At 54.1% G+C, this 23,643-nt stretch carries 18 protein-coding genes and 1 riboswitch; of the genes, 15 read left to right on the top strand and 3 right to left on the bottom strand.

Annotated features, from left to right (window positions below):
• Positions 1–5: 5 nt before the first annotated feature.
• The 4 genes from PKY88_06005 to PKY88_05990 are packed head-to-tail and all read left to right on the top strand — an operon-like array spanning position 6 to position 5,961.
• Positions 6–1,532, top strand: a complete 1,527-nt coding sequence (locus PKY88_06005) for an Rne/Rng family ribonuclease (protein HOQ04747.1) — start codon at positions 6–8, stop codon at positions 1,530–1,532.
• A 35-nt stretch (positions 1,533–1,567) separates the two neighbouring features.
• Entirely contained in the window at positions 1,568–2,548 is a 981-nt protein-coding gene (locus tag PKY88_06000) for a KpsF/GutQ family sugar-phosphate isomerase (GenBank protein ID HOQ04746.1), read from the top strand.
• A gap of 8 nt (positions 2,549–2,556) precedes the next feature.
• On the top strand, positions 2,557–3,084 hold the full coding sequence (locus tag PKY88_05995; protein ID HOQ04745.1) for an HAD-IIIA family hydrolase: 528 nt from the start codon (positions 2,557–2,559) through the stop codon (positions 3,082–3,084).
• 3 nt (positions 3,085–3,087) lie between these two features.
• Positions 3,088–5,961: a hypothetical protein gene (locus PKY88_05990; protein ID HOQ04744.1), complete on the top strand. Its 2,874-nt coding sequence runs from the start codon at positions 3,088–3,090 to the stop codon at positions 5,959–5,961.
• Between the two features lie 50 nt (positions 5,962–6,011).
• Here the strand turns inward: PKY88_05990 and fusA are convergent, their stop codons facing one another.
• Positions 6,012–8,042 carry an elongation factor G gene (gene fusA, locus PKY88_05985; GenBank protein ID HOQ04743.1) on the bottom strand — a complete coding sequence of 677 codons (2,031 nt, stop codon included), beginning with the start codon at positions 8,040–8,042 and terminating at the stop codon, positions 6,012–6,014.
• Positions 8,043–8,262: 220 nt separating this feature from the next.
• On the opposite strand from fusA, the gene PKY88_05980 reads away from it, so the two are divergent.
• Both PKY88_05980 and glgP read left to right on the top strand, forming a co-directional pair.
• Positions 8,263–9,177 carry a hypothetical protein gene (locus tag PKY88_05980; protein HOQ04742.1) on the top strand — a complete coding sequence of 305 codons (915 nt, stop codon included), beginning with the start codon at positions 8,263–8,265 and terminating at the stop codon, positions 9,175–9,177.
• 190 nt (positions 9,178–9,367) lie between these two features.
• Positions 9,368–11,980 carry an alpha-glucan family phosphorylase gene (gene glgP / locus PKY88_05975; GenBank protein HOQ04741.1) on the top strand — a complete coding sequence of 871 codons (2,613 nt, stop codon included), beginning with the start codon at positions 9,368–9,370 and terminating at the stop codon, positions 11,978–11,980.
• Between the two features lie 29 nt (positions 11,981–12,009).
• Here the strand turns inward: glgP and PKY88_05970 are convergent, their stop codons facing one another.
• Positions 12,010–12,468 (bottom strand): PTS sugar transporter subunit IIA, encoded by a 459-nt coding sequence (locus PKY88_05970; protein ID HOQ04740.1) that lies wholly within the window; start codon positions 12,466–12,468, stop codon positions 12,010–12,012.
• 134 nt (positions 12,469–12,602) lie between these two features.
• Positions 12,603–13,325: a cobalamin-dependent protein gene (locus PKY88_05965; protein HOQ04739.1), complete on the bottom strand. Its 723-nt coding sequence runs from the start codon at positions 13,323–13,325 to the stop codon at positions 12,603–12,605.
• Between the two features lie 320 nt (positions 13,326–13,645).
• Between PKY88_05965 and PKY88_05960 the strand changes: the two genes are divergently transcribed.
• From PKY88_05960 to PKY88_05920, 9 genes are all read left to right on the top strand, one after another.
• A complete protein-coding gene (locus PKY88_05960) occupies positions 13,646–14,455 on the top strand; it encodes an ABC transporter permease (GenBank protein HOQ04738.1) in 810 nt (269 codons plus the stop codon).
• A gap of 16 nt (positions 14,456–14,471) precedes the next feature.
• Entirely contained in the window at positions 14,472–15,308 is an 837-nt protein-coding gene (locus PKY88_05955; protein ID HOQ04737.1) for an ABC transporter ATP-binding protein, read from the top strand.
• Positions 15,309–15,373: 65 nt separating this feature from the next.
• Positions 15,374–15,588: riboswitch (cobalamin riboswitch) on the top strand.
• 2 nt (positions 15,589–15,590) lie between these two features.
• A complete protein-coding gene (locus PKY88_05950; protein ID HOQ04736.1) occupies positions 15,591–15,836 on the top strand; it encodes a hypothetical protein in 246 nt (81 codons plus the stop codon).
• A gap of 40 nt (positions 15,837–15,876) precedes the next feature.
• Positions 15,877–16,437, top strand: a complete 561-nt coding sequence (locus PKY88_05945; GenBank protein HOQ04735.1) for a PEP-CTERM sorting domain-containing protein — start codon at positions 15,877–15,879, stop codon at positions 16,435–16,437.
• A gap of 51 nt (positions 16,438–16,488) precedes the next feature.
• On the top strand, positions 16,489–17,508 hold the full coding sequence (locus PKY88_05940; protein HOQ04734.1) for a hypothetical protein: 1,020 nt from the start codon (positions 16,489–16,491) through the stop codon (positions 17,506–17,508).
• A complete protein-coding gene (locus PKY88_05935) occupies positions 17,495–18,265 on the top strand; it encodes a prepilin-type N-terminal cleavage/methylation domain-containing protein (GenBank protein ID HOQ04733.1) in 771 nt (256 codons plus the stop codon). The genes PKY88_05940 and PKY88_05935 overlap by 14 nt, the downstream gene beginning before the upstream one ends.
• Before the next feature lie 324 nt (positions 18,266–18,589).
• Positions 18,590–19,357 (top strand): ComF family protein, encoded by a 768-nt coding sequence (locus tag PKY88_05930; protein ID HOQ04732.1) that lies wholly within the window; start codon positions 18,590–18,592, stop codon positions 19,355–19,357.
• A gap of 108 nt (positions 19,358–19,465) precedes the next feature.
• On the top strand, positions 19,466–21,094 hold the full coding sequence (murJ, locus tag PKY88_05925; GenBank protein HOQ04731.1) for a murein biosynthesis integral membrane protein MurJ: 1,629 nt from the start codon (positions 19,466–19,468) through the stop codon (positions 21,092–21,094).
• A gap of 148 nt (positions 21,095–21,242) precedes the next feature.
• Positions 21,243–23,594 carry a hypothetical protein gene (locus tag PKY88_05920; protein ID HOQ04730.1) on the top strand — a complete coding sequence of 784 codons (2,352 nt, stop codon included), beginning with the start codon at positions 21,243–21,245 and terminating at the stop codon, positions 23,592–23,594.
• Positions 23,595–23,643: the final 49 nt, after the last annotated feature.

Raw genomic sequence — 23,643 nt, 5'->3', positions numbered from 1 at the left:
TGAAGATGGCACGTGAAATGCTGGTAAATGTGGCCGAGGGGGAGGAATGCCGAATTGCCGTTGTGGACGACGGCGTGCTGGAGGAGCTGTATATTGAACGGGCGAATGTCGCCAGCACGGTCGGCAATATTTATAAGGGTCGCATTGTCAATATTGAGGCGGAAATCCAGGCAGCGTTTGTGGATTTTGGGCAGTCCAAGAGCGGCTTTCTGCACATCAGCGACCTGCATCCGCGGTATTTTCCGGAGGGACAGGACAAGGAGGAGGAAAAAATCGGCCGGCGGCAGTCGGTGACCCAGCGTCCACTGATTCAGAAATGCCTGAAGAAGGGGATGGAAATTGTCGTTCAGGTGATTAAGGAGGGAATCAACACCAAGGGGCCCACGCTGAGCACCTATATTTCACTGCCGGGGCGGTATGCTGTTTTGATGCCCTGGATGAATCAGGTGGGGGTTTCGCAGAAGATTGAGGATGAGGCGGAGCGCAAACGGCTTCGGGAGCTGGCCTCGACGCTCAAGCTGCCCAAGCAGTCGGGACTGATTATCCGCACGGCCGCGCAGATGGCGACCAAGCGGGAGCTGCAGAACGACGTGTCCTATCTGTCCCGATTGTGGAATGCGATTCTCAAACGCAGCGAAACGGAAAAGGCGCCGGCGCTGATTTATCAGGAGTCGGATTTGGTGATCCGGACAGTGCGGGATATCTTCGACAGCCGCATCAGCAAGATTTACTGCGACAGTGAGGCCATTACCCAGAAGATTAAGGATTTTCTGGGTATTGTGCAGCCGCGGATGTGCAGCCGGGTGGTTTATTATGACGGCAAAGTGCCGCTGTTCAGCCGGTTCCGGATTGAGCAGGAGATTGAGAAGATTCAGTCTCCGTATGTGCCGCTCAAGAGCGGCGGCTCGCTGGTGATTGAGCAGACCGAGGCGCTGGTGGCGATTGATGTCAACAGCAGCAAGTACCGCAAGCAGGATAACGCCGAGCAGACGGCCCTGAAGATTAACCTGGAGGCGGCCAAAGAGATTGTGCGGCAGCTCAAACTGCGGGATTTGGGCGGGCTGATTGTCTGCGATTTTATCGATATGCGGGACGGGAAGAATCGCCGGGAGGTGGAGCGGGTTTTTCGGGAGGCCCTCAAAAGCGATCGCGCTCGTTCCCGTGCCCTCAAGATGAGCCAGTTTGGTCTGATTGAGCTGACGCGGCAGCGCATTCGTCCTTCGCTTCAGCTGAGTACCTATCAGAAATGTCCGCATTGTCAGGGCCGCGGCCTGGTGAAGAGTTATGAATCGCAGGCGATTGAGCTGATTCGTCTGCTGCAGACGGCAGCGGCCCGCAAAGAGATTCAGAAGATTGAGCTGCGTGTCCAGCCCGAGGTGGCGGACTTTCTTCAGAATCAGAAACGGTCGGTCCTGGTGCGTCTGGAAAGCGAAAACGAAAAGGAAATCGCGGTCCATGCGGACTGGAAAACGAACGGACAGACTCCGACAATCATCTGCTACGATGCGCGAGGCAATGAGGTGAAAATTTGAATCGGAATGGAACAAAATCAGCGGGTTGTCTGCCCATGAAACCGGATTTGGTCTATGCCAGACGGGTGATTGAAGCGGAAGCGGCCGGAATTGCCGGCTTGGTTTGTTTGGTTGAATCGGCGGCATTTGCACAGGCCGTGCAGCGGCTTTATGACTGCCGCGGTTCGGTCATCGTGACGGGGGTCGGCAAGGCCGGTCAGATTGGTCAGAAAATCAGCGGCACGCTGGCGTCGACGGGGACACCGAGCCATTTTCTGCATCCGACGGAGGCGCTGCACGGCGACTTGGGCCGGGTCGGGCCGGAGGATGTAGTCCTGGCGCTCAGCCACAGCGGGCGAAGCGATGAAATTCTGCGGCTGGTCGAGCCGCTCAAACAGCGGGAGATTCCCCTGATAAGCATTGTGGGAGACGGGCAGTCGCCGTTGGCCCGCTACAGCGATTTGGTGCTGTGTATGGGCGTTCAGGAAGAGGCCTGTCCGCACGGGCTGGCGCCGAGCGTTTCAACAACGTGCATGCTGGCCCTCGGAGATGCCCTGGCCCTGACGGTGATGAAGGCAAGGAATTTTACGATTGAGGATTATGCACGCTTTCATCCGGGCGGGGCGCTGGGGGCCCGGCTGATTACCGTGGGCCAGTCGATGTGGTTTAAGCGGGGCGAGACCCTGCCGCTGGCCCTCGAGACGGATACTGTAGAAGAAATGCTGAACAAAACGGCCTCACTGAAACGCCGGGGGGCGGTGATGATTGTGGACGGAGACGGCAAGCTGAAGGGGATTATTACAGACGGGGACCTTCGGCGTGCGATGACGCGGTTTGGCGCGGCGGTTTTTGCCCGCAGGACGGCGGATTTGATGACATCGCCCTGCAAGCGGGTGACGGAAGAGACGCTGGCGGCGGAGGCAATGGCGATTTTCCATAAATATCGAATTGACGAGCTTCCGGTGGTGGATGCGCAGGAGCGGCCGGTGGGGTTAATAGATGTACAGGATATTGTGAGTTTGAAAATTGTTCAGTAAGGATTGAGATGGCGGCCAAAGCCCGAGTGAATCTGAATCGAATTCGTATGCTGCTTCTGGATGTGGACGGGGTCCTAACGGATGGGGGGCTTCTGATTCATCCGGACGGTTCGGAGAGCAAATGGTTTAACGTCTATGACGGTCACCGAATCCGAATGTGGCAGCGGGCGGGACTGTTGTGCGGTTTGCTGAGCGGTCGTCAGTCGGAGGCGACAGCCCGCCGGGCCGAGCAGCTTCAGATTTCGTTGGTTTTGCAGGGCTGCGGGGAAAAACTGCCTGCGTTTGAACAGATGCTTGCAGAAATGCGGCTGGAACCGGATGAAGTGGCTTATGTGGGGGATGATTTGATGGATTTGCCGATTCTGCGGCGGGTCGGATTTGCCGTGGCGGTGGCCAATGCACCGGAGGAAGTGCGGCGGCATGCGGATTATGTGACGCTTCGGGACGGAGGAAAAGGAGCTGTGGCGGAGGTGATTGAATATTTGCTGCGCATCACCGGCCGCTGGGAAGAACTTTTGAAGCAGTATCAGGTATAACGGATGACCGGTCGAAAGTGGATCAGAAGATTCGGATTAGCGGCTGCGGGCGGGGCGGCGGCCGCTCTTGTGTTTTGGAGTTTTTGCCGGCTGAGTCCTTCGGCTCCGATGCCCAGCCCGGAACTGGTTCCGGTATCGGTGCCTGATTTGCCGAAGCGGTCCGCTTCGGCGAGCTCGCCGATTGCCGAAACGTCGGTGGAGCTGGTGGAAAACAGCCGCTGGGTGCGTCGGGACCCACAAACCAAACGGGTGATTGAAATCGGCGGTTTTTCAAAACTGCTCACACCTCCGGAGGGGGCTTCGTACTGGATTGTTGAATCGCCGTATCTGATCCGTTATGAAGACCGGTTTGTTTGCCGAATTGACGCCCGGCGCGGCCGGATTCAGATGGAGCCGGGCGGTCAGGTGCCGTCCAATGTGGAACTTCGGGAGCAGGTGACGCTGGAAATTCGCCGGCCGGGGGCAGATGAGAATGAATCCGCAACCCGGATTTTTCTGGAGGATTTAACTTACAACAGCGAACGGTCGGAGTTCTTTACCGAAGGACCGGTTCGGGTGGTATCCCAAGAGGCGGACTTAAAGGGCAAGGGGTTGATGCTCATTTACAATCCCCGGTTGAGCCGGTTGGAGTATCTGGAAGTGCGGAATCTGGATTATCTGCTGATCAAAGAGGCGGCAGGACTGGGGACCGGCAGCACCGCAGGAGATTCAGACAATCAGGAATCCGGTCCTGCCCCGGCGTCTGCCAATGGGCCTCAGGTTGATAAACCTCAGACCAGGCCGGCGGATTCTGACCCGCTTTATTATCAATGCAGTCTTCGAGAGGATGTTGTGGTTCAGTACGGTACGCGGCTGGTGGTGGCCGGCGCTGACCAGGTGAACATCCGACAGATTCTCTGGCAGAATGGTTCCGATGGTCCGGAACGGATTTCTTCGGAAAGTTCCGAGTCGATGGGGCAGCCGATAAACAAATCGGCGACAGCGACGGAACGGAAACAAGAGGGTACCAAAGACGAGGAACCGGCGGCGGAGCCGCTGAAGCCGGCGGAGAATGAGGTTTTGATTACCTGTCGGGGCGGGATTGTGATTCAGGTTGCTCCGGAGGAAGAGTCGGCGGAGAAAGAAAAACATGTGTCCACCGTGGAGATGATTGGGCAGCTTCAGATTGAACGGCTGGCTGACGATTCCAAAACGAGGATTCCGCTGGCGGCTTGTTCGGCCTTGCGGTATGTGCTTGCCGAGGACGTTCTGGAGCTGTTTTCGGATTCAGGAGAGAAGCCGATTTGGCTGTATCTGGACGGTTCCGGGGATAAAATCCGAACCCTGGGCCGCGTTTTCTGGGACCGCCGGAATCATCTGGCTCGCGTGGACGGGCCCGGCCAGGTTTTCCTCGATGGAGATGCGGAGAAGACCGGCGAGGGACGCCGGGAGGTTCTTTTCCAGGGGCCGATGGATTTGGAGTTTGCGCAGCTGCCTTCCGAATCTCTGTTGTCGCTGAAGACGGCGAATCTGGCGGGGGGTGTGGAGGCCGTGTGGGAAAAGGAAGGGATACGCAGCCGTTCCCGTCAGGCCTTTCTGGTTTTTGAACCTCGCACGAGCAAACCGCAGGTGCTGGACTTGAGCGGGGGTGTCCAGTTTGAGACTCGTTCAGACGGGCGCTCTTCCCGGGTAGAAGCCAATCGGACAATCTTTCATTTTGATTCATCAGGACAGGTCAAGACGGCGAGTCTGAACGGGCGGGTGCGGATGGTTTCTGATGAACAGACAGTTGAATCCGATTCGGCGGATATTGCATTTGAGCAGACGCAGGAGGGCCGGCTTGTTCCTGCGCAGGTTCTTCTGAAAGGCCGTTCCCAGATTCAAAGCCGGTCGGGAGAAACTCTCCCGCCGGCACGGTTTGAAGCCCTTCGGATCGATTATGATTACCTCCGGGGTACAGCGGTTGCGGCAGGTCCCGTGCTTTTTGTCTTCTATACACCGGCGGATTCAACGGTTTCCTTTCTGACGGAGCCGATTCCGGTGGAGATTACCGCAGAGGATTCTGCAGAGTTTTTGACCGATGGACGGGGGACGATTGAACAGGTTGTCTTTCGGGGCAAAGTATCGGCCCAATGGAAGGCCAAGACGGAACGGGAAGAGATGATACGGCGTTTTTACGGCGATCGTCTGACAGTGGACCTGGACCGGAACTCGCAGACGGGGCAGCGGATACGCCGTGTGACGATGCAGGACAAGCAGGTTTTGTTTGAATCGCTTCATTTTGCGGACCGCAAAAAAGTCAATCATCTGCGTCTGACGTGTCGGCAGTTTGATTATTTGGGGGATGAAAACAGGATTGTGGCGGTCGGTCCGGGGAAGATGGAACTGAATAACCAGCAGGTGCCGGCATCTGCCGCGGAGGCCGGCGGGCAGGCCTTCAGCCTTCAGCGGCCCTGTTTTGCGTATATGGAAGGGTTTGACCGGCTCAGCTGGCGTGTATCCGCCAATGAGTTTTCCGGCGAGGGGACGGAGGGGATTTATCTGAATTACTGGCCGTTTGAGAACGGTCAGCTGGCAGATCAGATTATTGTTCAGTGTGTACGGGTGCGAGCCGGTTTTTCAGATAAAGGCGGCGGGAAAAATGAACTGGACTTTCTGCGGGCGGATGGGGGGGTGGAATACCGGGAGCAAAAACAGGACGGACGGTATCTGCAGGGAGATGTTCTGACCTATGAAAAACAAAACGGCTGGGTGGTGATTGAAGGCAGTCCGGAACGTCCGTGCAAAGTGAACGGGGTTAATGTTCCGATGATTCAATACCACCCGCTGACGGGGCAAATGAAGACGAAACTGAGTCCTTCCCCGTCCAGTCTTTCTCCGCAGGGGACAGCTCGATAAAAAGAAAAAAGCCCGCTTCGAGGAGCGGGCTTTCTGTTTTTTTGCGTTTTTTATTCTGCTTGTTTTTCTTTCTTGTATTGGGCGACTACCTGCTGCTGGATATTCGGAGGAGTCGGTTCATAATGGCTTAATTCCATCGAGTAGCTGCCCTGTCCGCCGGTGACGCTTTTGAGCTGGCTGTTGTAGTTGGCCACTTCGGACAGCGGCACCTGGGCCCGAATCAGAACCATTCCGCCCGGAAGCATTTCCTGACCGGTGACTCGCCCGCGTCGGGATGCCATATCGCCGGTGATATCCCCCATATTTTCGGCCGGAACGGTGATTTCCATATTCACGATGGGTTCCAGCAGGACCGGTTTGGCTTTTTCGAGAGCATCAATAAAGGCCCCTTTGCCGGCCGTGCGGAAGGCCACTTCTTTGGAATCGACCGGGTGGTGCTTGCCGTCATAGACGGAGACCTTGATATCCTGCATCGGGAAGCCGGCGACGATTCCGCTTTCCATCACATCCTGGATGCCTTTAAGAATGGCCGGCTCGAACTGGCCGGGAATGGTGCCGCCGTAAATGTCCCAGCTGAAAATCAGCGGCGGGTCGGAATCCCGCGGCGCGGGCTCGACGCGCAGATACACTTCGCCGAACTGGCCGGCACCGCCGGTCTGCTTTTTGTGCCGATAGTGTCCTTCCGCCTTGGCGGTGATGGTTTCGCGATAGGGAATCTTGGGCGGCTTGGTATGCACGGATACTTTGTATCGGTTTTCCATTTTGGCCAGCATAATCCGCAGGTGCAGGTCTCCCAGACCGCTGATGACCAGTTCTTTGGTCTGCGGGTCGCGGTTGACCTTAAAGCAGACGTCTTCCTCGCACAGTTTTTCCAGCGCGCTGCTGAGGCGGTTTTCATCGTTTCGTGAAATCGGCTCGAGGGCCAGGGAAAACATAGGTTTTGGAATAGCGGGCAGCTCGAATTTGCCGGAGAATTTTCCGTCGTGCACGAGGAGGCCGTGCGAGAGCTCATCAATTTTGGTCAGCGTAATAATGTCGCCGCACGTTCCTCCTTCCACCTCTTTGATTTCTCCGCCGAGCATTTTGAGCGGATGGCCCGGTCGGATGGGTTTTCGTGCATCTCCGACAAACAGCTGCGTGGAGGAATCGAGTTTTCCGCTGAAAATTCGGATGGAGGCGTACTTCATATTGGAGCGGGCTTCGTAGCCGACGCGGAAAACCAGTCCGGCAAACGGGCCGTTTGGATCCGGGGTGATTTCGATTTTTTTCTCGCCGTCTGTAAGTACCGGCGGTTTTACATCGACCGGCGACGGAGCGAAATGAGCCAGCATATCCATGAGTTCCGGGATGCCGACTTCGGTTTTGGCGTTGGTGAACAAAACGGGAATGACCGTTCCGGATACGAGGGCCTTGACAAAGACTTCTGAAATTTTTTCATCCGAAATGGTTTCACCGGATAAATAACTTTCCATTAGCTGGTCGTCGGCTTCAATGATGCTTTCGAGCAGTTCCGTATGGGCTTTGGCAACATCCATCACAGGAGACTGGCCGGATTTGTTTCGGATGCAGTCAATCACGGAGTTTTTGTCCGGAGAAGGCAGGTTGGCCGGTCTGCATTGCGGTCCGAAAGACTCCTGGATTTGCCCGAGCAATTCTTTCAGGTCAGCATTTTCTGCATCGATTTTATTGATAACGATAATCCGTGCCTTGCCGGCGGAGGAGGCTGCCGCAAACAGTTTTCGGGTATTGATTTCGATTCCTGCGGAGGCACTGATGACGATTACAGCCGTGTCGGCGGCAGGAATGGACATTAAAGCCGCCCCGATGAAATCCGGATAACCGGGGGTGTCAATCAGGTTGACGGTTTTTCCTGCGTGGGTGAAGTAGAGGAGTGATGAGTAGATGGAATGGCCGCGGTTTTTTTCCTCTTCATCGAAATCGGACACGGTATTTTTTTCGTCAACACTCCCTAAGCGGTTGGTAACACCGGCTTTATGAAGAATGGCTTCCGCCAGCGAAGTTTTGCCGGCGCCGCCGTGTCCTAAAAGAACCACATTTCGAAAGTCCTTAACTGCTGCCACGCTTGTCAACCTCCAAATTCAAAACTTTGTTTCCGTCTTTCGCATAAAAACGGCGATTGTACAGGGAAAATGTTTCTTCTACAAGTCCTAAATAAAGGAAAAGAGTGTTCGATGACTGATAGTTGTATTTATTGTGTATCCGGTTAAACCTCAATCTGGCAAGGACTCTGATTTTATTGACCTTAGTGGAAAACAACTTATAATGGTGTAAGGTTTTTCGATGAAACAAAACATTTTGATTCCACTTTGGCTGTTAATCCTTTGTGGGGATGCCGTTTCGTTCGGGGATGGAACGGACCAACGAAGGGTTTATGTTCTTACCGTTTTGCAAGTTCATTCCGCCAATGAATTTACCTGCCGTGTTGATGAATGGAAACAGGTAAAGAATCTCAAATTACGGGTAAAAGTGCGCAGTTTAGAGAAGATAGAGGAAGGCGAAAGAGGGCAGAGAATCCTTGAAGAACTGTTTAAGAGCAAAAAGGAATTTTTTCTCAGAAATATTGAAGACCGCGGATATTTTTATGTCTTGGCGGATGTTTATGCGGGGAAGCTGAATATTGCAGAAATTCTCTCTGCTCAAATTCAACTTTTGCGAGAAGAGGGGGCACAGAGGAAGACTGCTGCTGATGAAAACCTCGACACCGAGATGCTCGAAAAAAGAAACGAGCGAAGTGTTCCTTTGGTTGTTCAGGAGAACAGCCAAAAAGCTGAAAAGATTGAAATTGATACAATCTTACAGAAAGAAGCGGATTTATCGGGTCTTCGGGAGGATGTGACGCTGAGGGAAGCATTCGAGATTATCCGAACTTCTGTAGAACCTCCTCTTCCTCTTCTGGTTTTGTGGAATGATTTAAGCCGTAATTTGGCGGTTGACCCTGAACGTCCGATTGGTTTTGAAATAAAGGGAAAAGCCCCTCTTGGAGTGGTGCTTGAGTTGATTCTTTCCTCAGCAAGTTTGTCAGGGCAGCGGCCGGTATTGCTTCGCGAAGGCGGCATGCTGCTTGTAGTCAGCCCTCCATTTGCCGTGATAAAGATGCGTCCAAAAATCTATGATATTGGAGAGTTAACCTCTTTTGGGATTTTGGAGGAAATGAGTTCCGGGAACGCAGGCAATTCCGGAGGTACAGGAAAATAAGACTCCTGAATGCTCCATTTCCTTTTTGTTTTATCTTTTCCGTCCGATAATCGTAGAAATCAAGAAAGCCGAAGAGAACTGGGGTTGTTTTCCGATTAAGGATATAGCGTTCTTAACCGATAACGAAAGCGGCACGTGTCCTTTATCAGGCATCGGTGCATGCTTTTAAAACTTGAATCAGGGAAGACTTATGCAAAACGTTAGAACATTCACCGTCAAACCGTCGCTGCCGGAACCACTGAAAGACCTGCAGCTGATTACCGGCAATATGTACTGGTCCTGGAATTATGAGATTACAGATATATTTCGGCGGGCGGACTACGATTTGTGGAAGCAGTGCATGCACAATCCTGTCCGGATGCTCGGGATGATTTCGCAGGCGCGTCTGGAGGATTTGGCGAGAAATGAAGGATTCTTGTATCAGCTTCAGCAGGCCAAGCTCAAACTGGAGCAGACGCTGAATGCGCCGAGCTGGTTTGACAAGATATACGGCCAGCAGCCGCGTCCTCTGATTGCTTATTTTTGTGCTGAATTTGGAGTTCACGAGAGCATTCCGATCTACTCCGGCGGTTTGGGAATCCTGGCGGGGGACCATCTGAAGAGTGCGTCTGACCTGGGGATTCCCCTGGTGGGAGTGGGGCTGCTGTATCAGAAGGGTTATTTCCGTCAATATCTGAATACGGACGGATGGCAGCAGGAACATTATATTGATAATGATTTTCATACGATGCCTCTGGAGCTGGTACGGAAAGAAGGAGGGCATCCGCTGCTGGTGACGATTCAGTTTCCGGGACGAACGGTATCGGCTCAAATCTGGAAGGCGCAAGTGGGGCGCACTCCTCTGTATCTGCTGGATACAAATGTGCCTGACAATTCGCCGCAGGATCGGATGATTACCCAGGCACTGTACGGCGGAGATTTGGAAACCCGAATCTGTCAGGAAATTGTGTTGGGCATCGGCGGTTTGAAAGCACTGTATGCGATGGGGCTGGAGCCGACCGTCTGTCATATGAATGAAGGGCATGCGGCGTTTCTGGCAATTGAGAGAATATCCAAACTCCGCAGTCTTCGGAATATGTCATTTGATGAAGCGTTTGAGGCGGCCAAGGCCAGCAATGTGTTTACGGTCCATACGCCGGTGGCTGCCGGAAGCGATGAGTTTCCGGTGGAGCTGATGGATAAATATTTCGGCCATTATTACGGCAAACTGGGCATCAACCGGGAGCGGTTCCTCGGGCTGGGACGAATTCGCCCGCAGGATGGGGCGGAGTCGTTTAAGATGCCGGTGCTGGCGCTGCGGTGCAGTGCGTTCCGCAACGGAGTGAGCGAACTGCACGGGCAGGTTTCCCGGCAGATTTGGCGGAATCTGTGGCCGGAACTTCCGGTTCACGAGGTGCCGATTGGTTCCATCACAAACGGGATTCATGCCAAGACCTGGCTCAGCTCCGAAATGAATCAGCTTTACGAGCGGTACCTGGGCGCCCGCTGGGCCGATGAAATTGTGGATAAATCGCTCTGGCAGGTGATTGACCAGATTCCGGATGAGGAGTTTTGGCGAACGCATCAGCGATGCAAAGAGCGGCTGATTGCGTTTGCTCGCGCGCGTCTGAAACGGCAGCTGGAACGCCGCGGGTCTTTTCATTCCGAATTGAGATGGGCCGATGAAGTGCTGGACCCGGAGGCGCTGACCATCGGCTTTGCCCGGCGTTTTGCTACATACAAACGAGGCACTTTGCTGCTTCGGGAACCGCAGCGTCTGATGAAGCTGCTGACGAATACGCAGACGCCGGTTCAGTTTATTTTTGCGGGCAAGGCCCATCCGCGGGATACGGCCGGCAAGGAACTGATTCGGCAGATTGTGCATTTTGCCTCTCAGAATCCGGAAATTCGGCGTCGGCTGATTTTCCTGGAAGATTATGATATGGATATTGCGCGGTATCTGGTTCAGGGAGTCGATGTGTGGCTGAATAATCCGCGGCGTCCGATGGAGGCCAGCGGAACCAGCGGAATGAAGGCGGCGATCAACGGTGTGCTGAATATGAGCACGCTGGACGGCTGGTGGTGTGAGGGGTATGTGCCGGAAAGCGGATGGATTATCGGGGCCGGCGAGGAGTACGAAGACCTCAGCTACCAGGACCAGGTGGAATCGCAGGCGATTTTCAATCTGCTCGAGCAGGAGGTTGTGCCGCTGTTTTATATGCGTACGAAGGACCAGCTGCCGCGTCAGTGGATCCGACGAATGAAGAATACTATCAAATGGTGTGCGCCCCGGTTTAATACCAGCCGGATGGTGGCGGAATATACACGTCGGTATTACAGGCCGGCGGCTGTCAAGTGGGCCGAGTTGACGGAAAACGGCGAGGCCAGGGTGCGGGCGCTTTCGGAATGGAAGGTGCGGACGCGCATGGCCTGGGACAATTTGGCGATTCTGAATGTGTCCGTCCAGTCCGGCAAAGGAGAACAGTATGTGGCCTGGAACGGCCGTGTGCCGGAACTGGAAGTCGGTTCAAATCTGGCCATCACGGCTGAAGTGAAATTGGGACGGCTGAATCCTTCCGATGTCTCTGTGCAGATTTACTACGGTCATGTCAATTCTTCCGGTGTCATTGAAGACGGGAAAATTGCCGAGATGCAGTACGAAGAGGGTTCTCTGAATCCGGACAGAATTGCTCGTTTCAAGGGAAACATAGAATGCCGCAGTTCCGGCAAACAGGGATTCTGTTTACGAATCGTTCCTCGTCATCAGGATTTGGTAGAGCCGTATGAGCCGGGAATGGTGCTGTGGGAAGCATCCCGAGGATGAGCAGCCCTGCGTGCCTGGTCAGCCGGGAATTATTCCGTTTCTTTGCTGCTGATGAGTTCGTAAACCTCTTCCGGAGAGGAGGCCTTTTCGAGTTTGGCCTTGAGGGTTTCGTCCAGCATCAGCCGGCTTATGCGGGCCAGGGCCTGGATATGGGGCCCGGTGCAGTCAGGCGGGGACAACAGCAGGACGATGATTTTCACAGGTTTTTTATCGATGCTGTCGAAATCAATCGGATTTTTTGCGATTCCGAAGGCCATAACCAGCTCTTTGGCGGAGGCGGTTTTCCCGTGAGGAATAGCAATCCCTGAGCCGATGCCTGTGCTTCTTTGCTGTTCCCGTTCCATTACAGCTTCAAGGGCACCAACGGGATCGGTAATCTGTCCCGCTTTGGCGAGCAGGTTTATCAACTCTTCAATAGCGCTGGTTTTATCCCGACTTTCCAGCGGCGCTTTAATGCAGGTCGGCTGCAGAATTTGCGTCAAAATCATACCTGATTCCTGTTGACCGAGTCTTATTCAACATTTCGTTTTCTCAGAAAAACAAGCACAACTTTATACCACCCTGTTCCGAAAAGAGCAATGTTTTTTCTGGTAAAAGAACAACAGACGAACCGAAAACCCTCTCAGCAGTTTGCCGCAGAGGCGGTTTGTCTGGCGGTGTTTTTTATCTTTTGCTTAATGGTTTTCTGCGGCACAGGGGCTGTCGCCCGATCCATATTGGCCAGTTGGACGGCCTGCTGGGGGTCGGGGGCATATAAGTCGGCTCCTATTTCCTCCCAGAGTCCCTCTGCGCGTCCAAATACGCCCCCGGAAAGCATAATACGCATAGCAGGCCAGGCATTAATTTCTCGGATTCTGTCGATCAGCCGGCGAATACCGGGTGCGTCCGAGCCGTTCATTCCATAGAGGAGGAGGATATCAGGAGAATATGTATGGATAAACGCAAGAATATCGTCTGTACAAACACTCCCTCCGAGGAAGCGGGTTTCCCATCCGTCGCTTTCGAACAAGTCTGTAAGCATTTGACCGCCGAGTTCTGCTTGTTCATTATCCGCAGTGCATATAACAACTTTCTTTTGCTTTTCAGGTTTTCTGGGGAGTTTGTTTTGGAGTTGGTTGACTAACGTTCGGTTGATTCGGGATGCGAAGGCTTCTTGAGCGGAGTCGATTCGTCCTTCTCGGTAGAGCCGTTCGATTTCGACCATAATCGGCCAAATAATATCAAGGTACACCTGATGGGCCGGTACTCCGTTTTTGAGAACATCCTCAATGACAAGCCGACAAGAGATACGGTCCCCGGAAAGAAGTGAGCGAAGGTACTTTTCGAGAATGTGTTCATCAACCATAAACCTCTCCCTTTCATATTTAATTGTGCGTTAAAATAGGAAAACTGGTCAATCTGGGGTTTTAATCGGAATGCGGGTCAAAAAATCTTTAGTTAAAATAGGCAATATGCTGGAAGGCGGTTCTCCTCTGAATATATTCATATATCTTTGTAATAAAATAGGATACGATATTTTTATTCTGGGTAAGGCCTATAAAAGATAGGATTTTTTGTGTTAAAATAGTCAAAAAGGGCAATTTTTTGGAGAGGTTGTTTTTTGCAAAGGAGGAGGAGAAAAGACCGATAGTTTGGAATATATGTTTCTTGCGAAAGGAAATTGAAATGATAGAGATTCTCGGAGAGCGAACGATTTGCTGTATAGAAGGATTCGGCCGCTTCGGACGATTTGCGGGCGAGTCATTTCGGGCGATGATTCATACTTTTTTTCATCCCCGTTCCTATCCGCTGGTTCTAAATCAGATGAATGTGATTGGGGTAAAGAGCGTTCCTGTCGTGATGGCTACGGGGGCTTTTGTCGGGATGATATTGGCCATTCAGGCCTATGGACAACTGGCATCGATGGGTCTGGAAGAGCGCTTGGGTGTGTTAATTAACATAGCGGTTGTGAAAGAATTGGGGCCTGTTCTGGCGGCGGTGATGCTGGCCGGACGGGTCGGAGGGGCCCTGACGGCGGAACTGGGCACGATGAATGTAACCGAGCAGATTGCGGCGGTGCAGAGTTTTGGAGTCAGCCCGATTCGATATCTAGTGGCTCCGCGGGTTTTGGCGTGTCTTCTGCTGACACCGCTTTTGATTATTTACGCGGACTTGCTGGGTATTCTCGGCGGCTTTTTTGTGAGTGTCAAACAGCTGGGCATCAATCCCGGTGCCTATTGGAATTACAGCGCGATGGGGGTGGAATTATGGGACGTATCGACTGGAGCCCTGAAGGGGTTCTTTTTCGGAGGGGCGATCGCCTTAATCAGCTGTTATAAAGGATTTACCTGCCGAGAGGGGGCGCGGGGTGTCGGGGAGGCCTGTACGGAGGCGTTTGTCGGGTGTTTTATTTCGATCCTGGCGCTGAATTATGTATTTGCGGTTGTTCTCAGTGCGGTGTATAAAACCTTTTGGCCGCTGCGGCCGCTGATTTAATGGTGTCGGAGGTTCGTTGAGTCAAAAACAGATTCAGCCGGAAGATGGGATTCTTGTCGTCCGTGATTTGACAAAGCGGTACGGCGACAAACTGGTTCTGGACAGCGTCTCGATGGCGATTGAAGAAGGCAAAACGACGGTCATCATCGGGCCGAGCGGCTGCGGCAAAACTGTCTTTATGAAACACTTGATTGTGCTGGAGCGTCCGGATTCCGGGGAAGTCTATTATCGAGGCCGGCGGATTGATCGTCTCAGCGAGCGGGAACTGGTTCCGATTCGCCGGAAATTCGGCTTTTGTTTTCAGATGGGGGCTTTGTTTGACAGCATTACGGTTTATGAGAATATTATTTTCCCGCTGCGTCAGCACTACAAAATCACCGACTGGAAGGCCGTCGATGAAATGGTCAAACAGAAGCTGGCTTTGGTCGGGATGGACGGCTACCAGCATTATTATCCGGCGAATTTGTCCGGCGGTCAGCGCAAGCGGGTGGCCCTGGCCCGGGCAATTGCACTGAATCCGGAGATTATCCTTTATGATGAGCCGACGACCGGTCTGGACCCGATTACCTCGGATGTGATTAATGAGCTGATTTTGAAACTCCAGCGGGAACTGAAGGTGACCAGCGTGGTGGTTACACACGATATGAGAAGTGCCTATAAGATAGCGGACCGGATTGTGATGCTCCATCACGGGCGCATTGTTGCGGACGGAGATGCCGAACACATTCGGACACATCCCAATGAGATTGTCCAGCAGTTTATTCAGGGCAAGGTCAGCGAGGCGGAGCTGGAGGCGCTGCGGCTGGGCGGAACAAAATTTCCGACCCAGTTTATGCCGGAGGATTTTGAGTGACCTGTCGGCCGTTTTTTTCTTGATTTTTTCAGAAACGTCTGTATCTTCATTTTCTGTTCTTTACCAGTGGAATATGGATTGCAGGTCCGGATGTCCCCGGAGGATATTCGGATAATCAAACGGGAACACGGTGAAAAACCGTGACGGTCGCGCCGCTGTGAGCATCGGCTGAACGGAAGTTCGGCGCTTTGCAGGCAAAAGCCACTGTCTGAAAAGATGGGAAGGTGCCTGCGGAGAATCGATGCAAGTCAGAAAACCTGCCTGCAGTTCGGAACGTATAAGATGTTTCCCGCGGATGGAACGCTGTGCACGTTGAAGCCGCTGAATGCGGAGTCTGTCCTGACGGATAGACCGGTCGGGCTTCAATGGAATCAGATATTGAAAGCCGTTGCTTCCGTGGCGGAGGCAGCGGCTTTTTTTGTTTTGTCCGCCGGGGCCCTCGCGGTTAGGGCCAAAGAAACGCAGGAAACGGAGGTGGAACAAAAAGTAACTGAAAAGAAGGATTCTGTTGTGTTGGTTTTGACGTGAATGCAAAGAACTATTTTCAGAGTGGTTTTCGGAGGAAAGAATGAAACGTTATCTTTTTGCAGGTATTTGTGTGATGGTTAGTGTATCGTCCGTTGCTTTGGCGGGCTTAAGTTTTGAGCAGGTGAATGTGGAATACTGGGCCGGTCAGGGCTCCAATCGGGCAATGATTGTGGTGGATTTTGATGACAGCACCAGCTTCGCCTTCGGGTATCTGTGGGATGGTGCAAAGACCAGTTATGATGCTCTGCTGGCGATAGATGCGTATTCGGATGATTTTACGATGAACGCATACTGGGTGGACAGCGTCGGCGGCTGGTTTATTGCGGATTTAAGCTATCTGGGGGCCTCCAAACGAGGCGGCTCGTGGAGTTTCTTTACATCCGATGACGGCGTGAACTGGTTGCTCAGCTGGGTCGGTGCATCGGACCGAGTTCTATTAAACGGAGCTTGGGACGGCTGGGCCAGCGGCGACTGGGTCTGGGTCGGCCCGAGTGACTGGGACTGGGCCTTTACCGGTTCGGTCCGGACGCCGATACCGGAACCGGCCAGTTTGGGGTTGCTGGGACTGGTGAGCTTGTTTGTGTTCAGGAAACGGCGATAGTGTACAGCGGAGGCCGGCTTCTTCTGTCCGGCCTTCCTTTTTCGAAAAGGTATGATGAAAAAATTATTTGCAGCAGTCGGATGGATTCTGCTTGGCGCCCTGGCTGAAGCGGCTGTGTATGATGCGAATGATTTTGCCGTGGAGGTAGTGGAGTACGTGCCGGGCGGGGGGATTCCGACGCATTACTGGACGGGCCAGCCGTACAACAATCCGCAGGCGGCTTTGGGCAGGCCGACGGTGAATACCGTTGGAGACGGGACCGCTGCACCGCCGGGGCAGACGGTACCGGTGGTGCCGGTGTATCCGGCCTGGCTGCCGAGTGAGGTCGTCAGCATCGGCTTTGGGGGGCATCTGGTCCTGCGGTTCGGCAGGCGGGTTTATGATGTACCCGATAATCCCTTCGGAAAAGATTTGATTGTTTTCGGAAACTCCTTTCAAAACATCAGCGGCAGCCAGTATTGGCTGATGGGAAATCCGGTGCTGCTGACGACTCTGAATAAACCATGCACGAAGGAGCCGGCGGTGATCAGTGTCAGTCAGGATGGACTGAACTGGTTTACTTTTACGATGGATGAGGCATATCGGGTCAATCCGGATTTTTCAGACCCCAACTTCCCGGGCCGCTATGGTTTTCTGGGGGATTTTTTTGCGGATGCGTTCGCCCCGACGCTCGGACGGGTGTACGAGCCGGCTCTGCCGGAATGGTGGGGTCAAGAGACCGACCCGACGCTGCCGCTGGACCCGGCGGTGCTGGAAACGGATTTTCGCAATACTACGCTGGCTCAGATTGCTTTGAAGTACGGAAAGTCGGCCGGCGGGACGGCGCTGGATATCTCGCCGTTTCCGCTGCCGGTTGACCCGCAGACCGGGCGGAAATGGATTCAGTATATTCGCTTTGACAATCCGCGAACCAGCGGGGCTACGCCGGAGATTGATGCGGTCGCACGGGTTCGGGGCCGCTCAGAACGCTTTCCGGCGGCGGACATTACCGAAGACGGCCGTGTCGATTTGAAGGATTTGGTTCAGCTGAGTGCCGATTGGCTGAAAGGAACGGAAGATGGCGTTGAATAGAAAGAGCCGGGGATTTACGCTGACGGAAGTGTTGGCGGTTTTGGCCTGTCTGGTGCTTTTGGCCGGTCTTTTGATGCCGGCACTCAGGCAGGCCCGCGCGCAAGGGCAGTCCGTGCTGTGTCTGAGCAAGCTGCGGCAGTGTGCCCTGGCGGCGTCGGCTTATACAGCCTGCTATAACGGATTCTATCCAATGGCCTATCGAACTGCGGCCTCTTCCGACTGGAGTCAAATCCGGACGATTGCGTGGGATTATATTACGACCCAGAGCTGGGGCGACGGGCGGCGAATTTTTACCTGGGAACCCGGCATTTTGTGGCAAAGCGGCGATTCGATGGAGATTCAGCAGTGCCCGGGCTTTCGAGGACCGGACAATGCAGGCGGCGAGCCGTTTACGGGCTACAATTACAACACCAGTTATATCGGGCACGGCAGTGCCGAGAGCATCCCGGAACCGGCCAAATATTATCAGGTTCGCAATCCGGCCCAGACGGTCTTGTTCGGAGACGGACAGTATGCGGAAGGGGCGAATAAGTTTATGCGGGCACCGTGGGCCAATCCGGGAGATTGGAGTTTCAGCGGCCGATATGCCGGAACGCAGGGATTTCGGCATTGCCGAAAAACAAATGCAGCTTTTTGCGACGGACACGCAGACACGCTGGCGGACCGCTATACGGAGACTTATCCGGAGGACAAGAAGATGATTGCGGAGGGAACGGGCTTTCTGTCGCCGGATAACCGCCTGTATGATTTGAATTAACAGCCGCAAACAAAACTTTGCAGAGAGGAGATTTTAACCCCCATCTTTTCCGCTGACCGCTGGGTAGCAGAGGATAGCCCCGTCCGTAAGGGCGGGAAAAAAGAGAACGAAAATCCCATCTCCTTTCCCTCGGGCTTGCGCCCGGGGCTAATTTCCGCGCCGGTCGATTCAAATCCCGCCTTCCTCCTTCGCTGAAAGCTACGAAGGACAAGCCGCGGGAATAACAGGGGGCGGCGCAATCATAATGTGGGCGGGGTGGACGTAGGGAGGCCGTGACGCGAAAAAACAGTTGCCTGCATTCGGCGGGTGTGGTATCGGGAGGAAATGCAGGTACTTGAGCATCTTGGGTTGTTTTTTCGAAAGCGTCTGCTGCCCTGGGGGCAGGGAGCGGCGGCGATGCTTTGGCCTCGACAGTGCCTCTTGTGCGGGGCCTTTCCGGAGGAGGGAACCTTTCTATGCAGACGCTGCTGGCAGGATTTTGCCCGCACAACCGGACAGGATTACTGCCGCCGATGCGGTCTGACGGTCGGCCCTTATGGACATCTGCCGGAGGGGTGCGGTCGATGCGAGGGACAGCGGATTCTGACGGACGGCATTCTGCGGGTGGGGCAGTATGATTCCGTCTTGCGGGATTTGCTGCTGCGGCTGAAATTTCAGGAAAGAACAGAGCTGGCGGACTTTTTCGGTCCGTTTTTAAGGGCTGTGTTTGAGAGTCGTTCCTGGGGGCAAGTCGACTACCTGGTGCCGGTTCCTCTGCACTGGCTGCGGCGTCTGCAAAGAGGATTCAATCAGTCGGATTTATTGGCAAAGGCGCTTAAGGGACTCGAAGTGCCTATTTGCCGGGATTTGGTTCGTGTTCGGTACACCCGAAGGCAGTGGAACCTGATGAGTGCCCAAAGGCGGAGAAATGTCAAAGGGGCTTTTGCCGTTCGAAAAAGGCATCTGTTTGAGGGGGCGTCCGTTTGCCTTCTGGATGATATTACCACCAGCCGGGCTACGCTGAATGAATGTGCCAGGGTTCTCAAAAGGGCTGGTGCACAAAAGGTTTATGCACTGGTGGCCGCTGTGGCAGACACGGCGGAATTCGATTGACAGACCGCGAAACACAAGGGGGCTGTCTGACCTGTCCCGGATTTATTGGGGTTGCGAGTGGATTTTGGCCGAAAAGACTGTTAACTCTTTTTTGCGGATAAACTTAGAATGGTAAAGGGATTTCGACAGATTGCGGTTTTGACCGTCATCAGCCGGATTTTGGGAATGGTCCGGGATATGGCGTTTGCGTATTTTTTCGGCCGCAGCGACTTGTTTGATGCCTGGACGATAGCGTTTAAGATTCCCAATCTCTCGCGTCGGATATTCGGCGAGGGGGCGGCAACGACCTCTTTTATCCCGGTGTACAGCCGGTATCTGGAAAAAGACCCCAAAGAGGCCAATCGGCTGGCCAATACGGTTTTGACGGCGGTTTTTCTGATTTTGACGGCTGTCGTGCTTTTGGTTTGGGCGGGGATTTGGGGGTATATGCAGTTCGGGGCGGAGCTGGAGGGCACACGGCGGATGCTGAAACTGACGGCAATTATGATGCCGTATATGGTGATGATTTGTCTGGCGGCGGTGATGGGAGGGATTCTCAACAGCCATCGGCATTTTGCCGCTCCGGCGCTGGCACCTGTGGTGCTCAATATCTTTTTGATAGGGGCGTTGGTGATTTCCGGGAAAATGTTGGGCTGGCCGAAGGAAAAGATGGTTTATTTTACGGCCTGGGCCGTCATTGCCGTCGGCATCGGTCAGCTGCTGCTGGTGGCGGCGCCGATGAAACGCTACGGTGTTCAGCTGCGGCCTGCGTGGGAGTTTCGCTCGGAGGGGGTTCGGTCGATTCTGATGCTGATGGGGCCGATGATATTGGGACTGACGGCCACGCAGATTAATACGCTGGCGGATGATATTATCGCCAAGTCTCTGTCCGGTTCGGCGGAGAAAGGGGACAGTTTCCTTCTTTTCGGACAAACGATTCGGTATCCGGTCTGGGCCGGGACGGTTTCGGGGCTTTTTTATGCGCAGCGGCTTTATCAGTTTCCGCTGGGGGTTCTGGGAGTTTCGCTGGCCACGGCGATTTATCCGGTTTTGAGCCGCACGGCCGCCCGGGAGGATAAAACAGAGCTGCTGGAGACGATTCGGCGCGGAATCTGCGGAGCGTTTTTTATTGCGCTGCCGGCCACGGCAGGGATGATTCTCATCGGACGGCCGTTGGTGGCGGTTCTATTTGAGCGTGGGGCGTTTACAGCGGCGGATACAAAGGCGACGGCGTGGATTTTGTACGGCTACAGTCTGGGACTGTGCGGATATTTCTGCCAGCAGATTGTCACGCGGGTGTACTATGCCATCGGGCAGTCCAGGCGTCCGGCGATGACGGCCGCCGCTGCGGTGGGGGTAAATGTTTGTTTGAATCTTCTGCTGATTTGGCCGATGGGGGCGGCGGGGCTGGCGCTTTCTACCGCGCTGTGTTCCTATCTTCAGGTGGGGATTTTGTTGATTTCGCTTCGAAAACAACTGGGCGGAAATGTGTTTGAAGGATGGATGGGCACTCTTTGGAAAACGATTGTCTGTACGATTCTGATGACGCTGACAGGATTGCTCGTTTTGCGGCTGATGAGGGATTGGCCGAAGGGGACTGGATATGAATTGATACGAATCGGAGCGGTGGTAGGGATTTGCGGAGGGGTTTTTCTTGTTGGGTCCTGGATGAGCGGCAATGAAATGCTTACACTCTTGTCAGGAAGGAAAGCGGTTCTTGGGAAGAAAACCAGGGATTCTTGCGGAACGGAAGAATAGAGGGGAAGTTATGTCGGGAAAGTTTGACGCTTCCATTGCTTTCTTTTATAATGCGGAGGTGTAAAGAAAAGGGATGTGAATGCATCTGGGCGGCTGAAGTGATAACGGAAGCAGACAACTGTTTTTCTGCGGCCAAAGGGAGAGTGGAATGAAGCAACGGCTGGTTTTTTTATATTTGTTCGGCGTTTTGGGATTTGTGAAAGCGGCTCCGTCTGGAGAGGATACGTTTACATCGCCGGCAGCGGCTGCGATTCTGGCCAAGGCAGCGATGGATGCTTATGCGGGTGACCCGTTTTCCTCCCGAACCATCGAGATTACGATGACGTTTCTGGAGGCGGCGGCGGCCCTGGACCCCCAGCTGACTTCCGCGCAGGAGATGCTGCTGAAGGTGGCCGCCTCGGCCGGTGCGAATCCGAACGATTATTCCCGTTCCGTTCGCGATGCACTTCGGCAATATATTGATGAACGTGCGAATCTGGCGATTGTCACCGGAGGGGTGGAATATTTGCTGGGACGGCTTCAGACACGGCTGGAACGGGAGATGCTGCTGGGACGGCTGATCGGGACATACGGCAATAAAAATCCGGCGGTTGTCTCGGAACTGTCCACCCATTTGGCGTTGCTGGAAATGGAGCGGGCGGATACGGCTACGGCTTTTCAGCGTTTGCAGTATGCCTATAGTCTGAATCCGTATAATATGCTGGCCTTTTCAAAAATGGCCGAAATAAGCCAGGATGCTGTGCCTCAGGGGCTTTTGACGATTCAGCTTCGCCGTACTTTGGAGATGAATCCGCTGGATGTTCGCGCAGCGAGGGCCTATGCGGATATCCTGCGGCAGGTGCAGCTGTACGAATCCGCCTGTCAGGCCTATCAATATTGTGCAGACCTGTACGGATACCTGAATCCGGGGCAGCAGCTGCCGGGGGAACTTCTTCTGCCCTGGTCACTGTGTGCCCTGCAGTCGGAAAAGACCGCCAGCCAATGTGTGGTGCTGGCAGAACAAGCCCGCACGGAAGGCCGTGAGGATTTGATGCTGGAGGCGGCGGCGGGGATGGCGTTGATGCGAATGGGACAAACGGAGAAAGGGCGTGTACGGCTGGAGACTGCCGGCCGCAAAGCCGCCGGGCAAATCCGGGCTGGAGATGAATCAGTCAAGGTGCTGCCGGAGCAATTGAGCTGGTTTTACAGTTTTGTGCTGCCGGACTCGGAGCAGGCCCTGGCGTGGGGGCACGAAGCCATTTCCCGGCGGCCTGACAGTCCGCAGGCGCGGGTGCTTTTTGCCTATGCGTTGGCACAAAACGGACAGGAAGAATTGGCCCGCCAGTACCTGGAACAGGCGGATGAAAACGACCCGGTGGCCTTGTTTACCCAGGCCGTCTTTCTGCTGAAAGAAAACAACCGCGAAGCGGCTCTGGTTCCTTTGAAAAAGATTGTTCAGATGGGGCCGGAAACCCTTGTGGCCTGGAGGGCTCAGGAGGTTCTGAAGGTAAATGGTTCCGAGTATCTGCCGGCCTTTTCCCCTGCTGAAATCCTGCAGCATCTGAAGGCCGAGTTCGGAGATGAAGTGACTCCGAAGTTTCTTCCGCTGTCGAAGATGGTACGGGTGAAGCTGCGGATGAGCGGTTCGGAGTATCCCTACGGAAGTGAGATGCCGGCGACGGTTGTGATTGACAATATCGGCCCGCGGCTGCTGGTGATTGGGCCGATGGGGATGCTCCATGGGGACATTCGAATTGATGCCGAGGTGAGAGGAGATTTGGTTCAGTCTTTTCCGTCTCTGGTTCGTTTTCCGCTTCGTCCAAGTCTGCCGATACGGCCCGGACAGCATGCGGCTGTTACGGTCGAGCTGATGACGGGGCCGCTTCGTCGGCTGCTCCGGACTTATCCGCAGGCCTCTGTGGAGATTGACTTTGTTCTTCGTGTGGACGGAACGGATTCTGAGGAAATGAGCGGGCAGGACCTTCTGCTTCATCCGGCGCCGGTTCGTCAGACGATACGCCGGCGGGGGATTGTTTTGACGTATGATTTTCTGATCCAGCGGCTCAGCGGACTGGCCAAAGGGAAGGAAGGTCAGAAGTTTCGTTCGGCGGAATTGTTTACAGGGCTTCTGGCGGAACAGCAGGCAGCTCTGGCGAATCGTGTAGGGTATCGTTTTGTGCGGGCGGAACCTGCGCTGCTGGCGGATGCGGTTCGCCGTATGCTGGCGGATGAAGACTGGATTATTCGATTGCAGACCCTTTCGACTTTTACAGACGTATCGCTGACGCTGGATTCTTCGCTGATTAGCTCCATTTCAGAGAATTTGTCCCATGACCGATGGCCTGTTCGAATGATGACACTGTATCTGTTGAGCAGCCTTGATTCGAAGAATTTTGATGCGGTTTTGAATTGGGCAGCCCAGTATGATACAAGTCCGTATGTTCGACAGATGGCAAAGGCCCTCGGTGCCTCGGTTCCGGCGGCGGCTCCCGAAGGTCAGACAGAACAAGCGAATCCTTAAATCGGCTATAATCCGTATATAATTAGGGGATTGAGTGGTTTGACAATTT

The sequence above is a fragment of the Anaerohalosphaeraceae bacterium genome, from assembly GCA_035378985.1.
Lineage (GTDB): Bacteria > Planctomycetota > Phycisphaerae > Sedimentisphaerales > Anaerohalosphaeraceae > JAHDQI01.
Note: the sequence above shows the minus strand (reverse complement) of the source record. Positions and strands in the feature narration are given on the sequence as shown.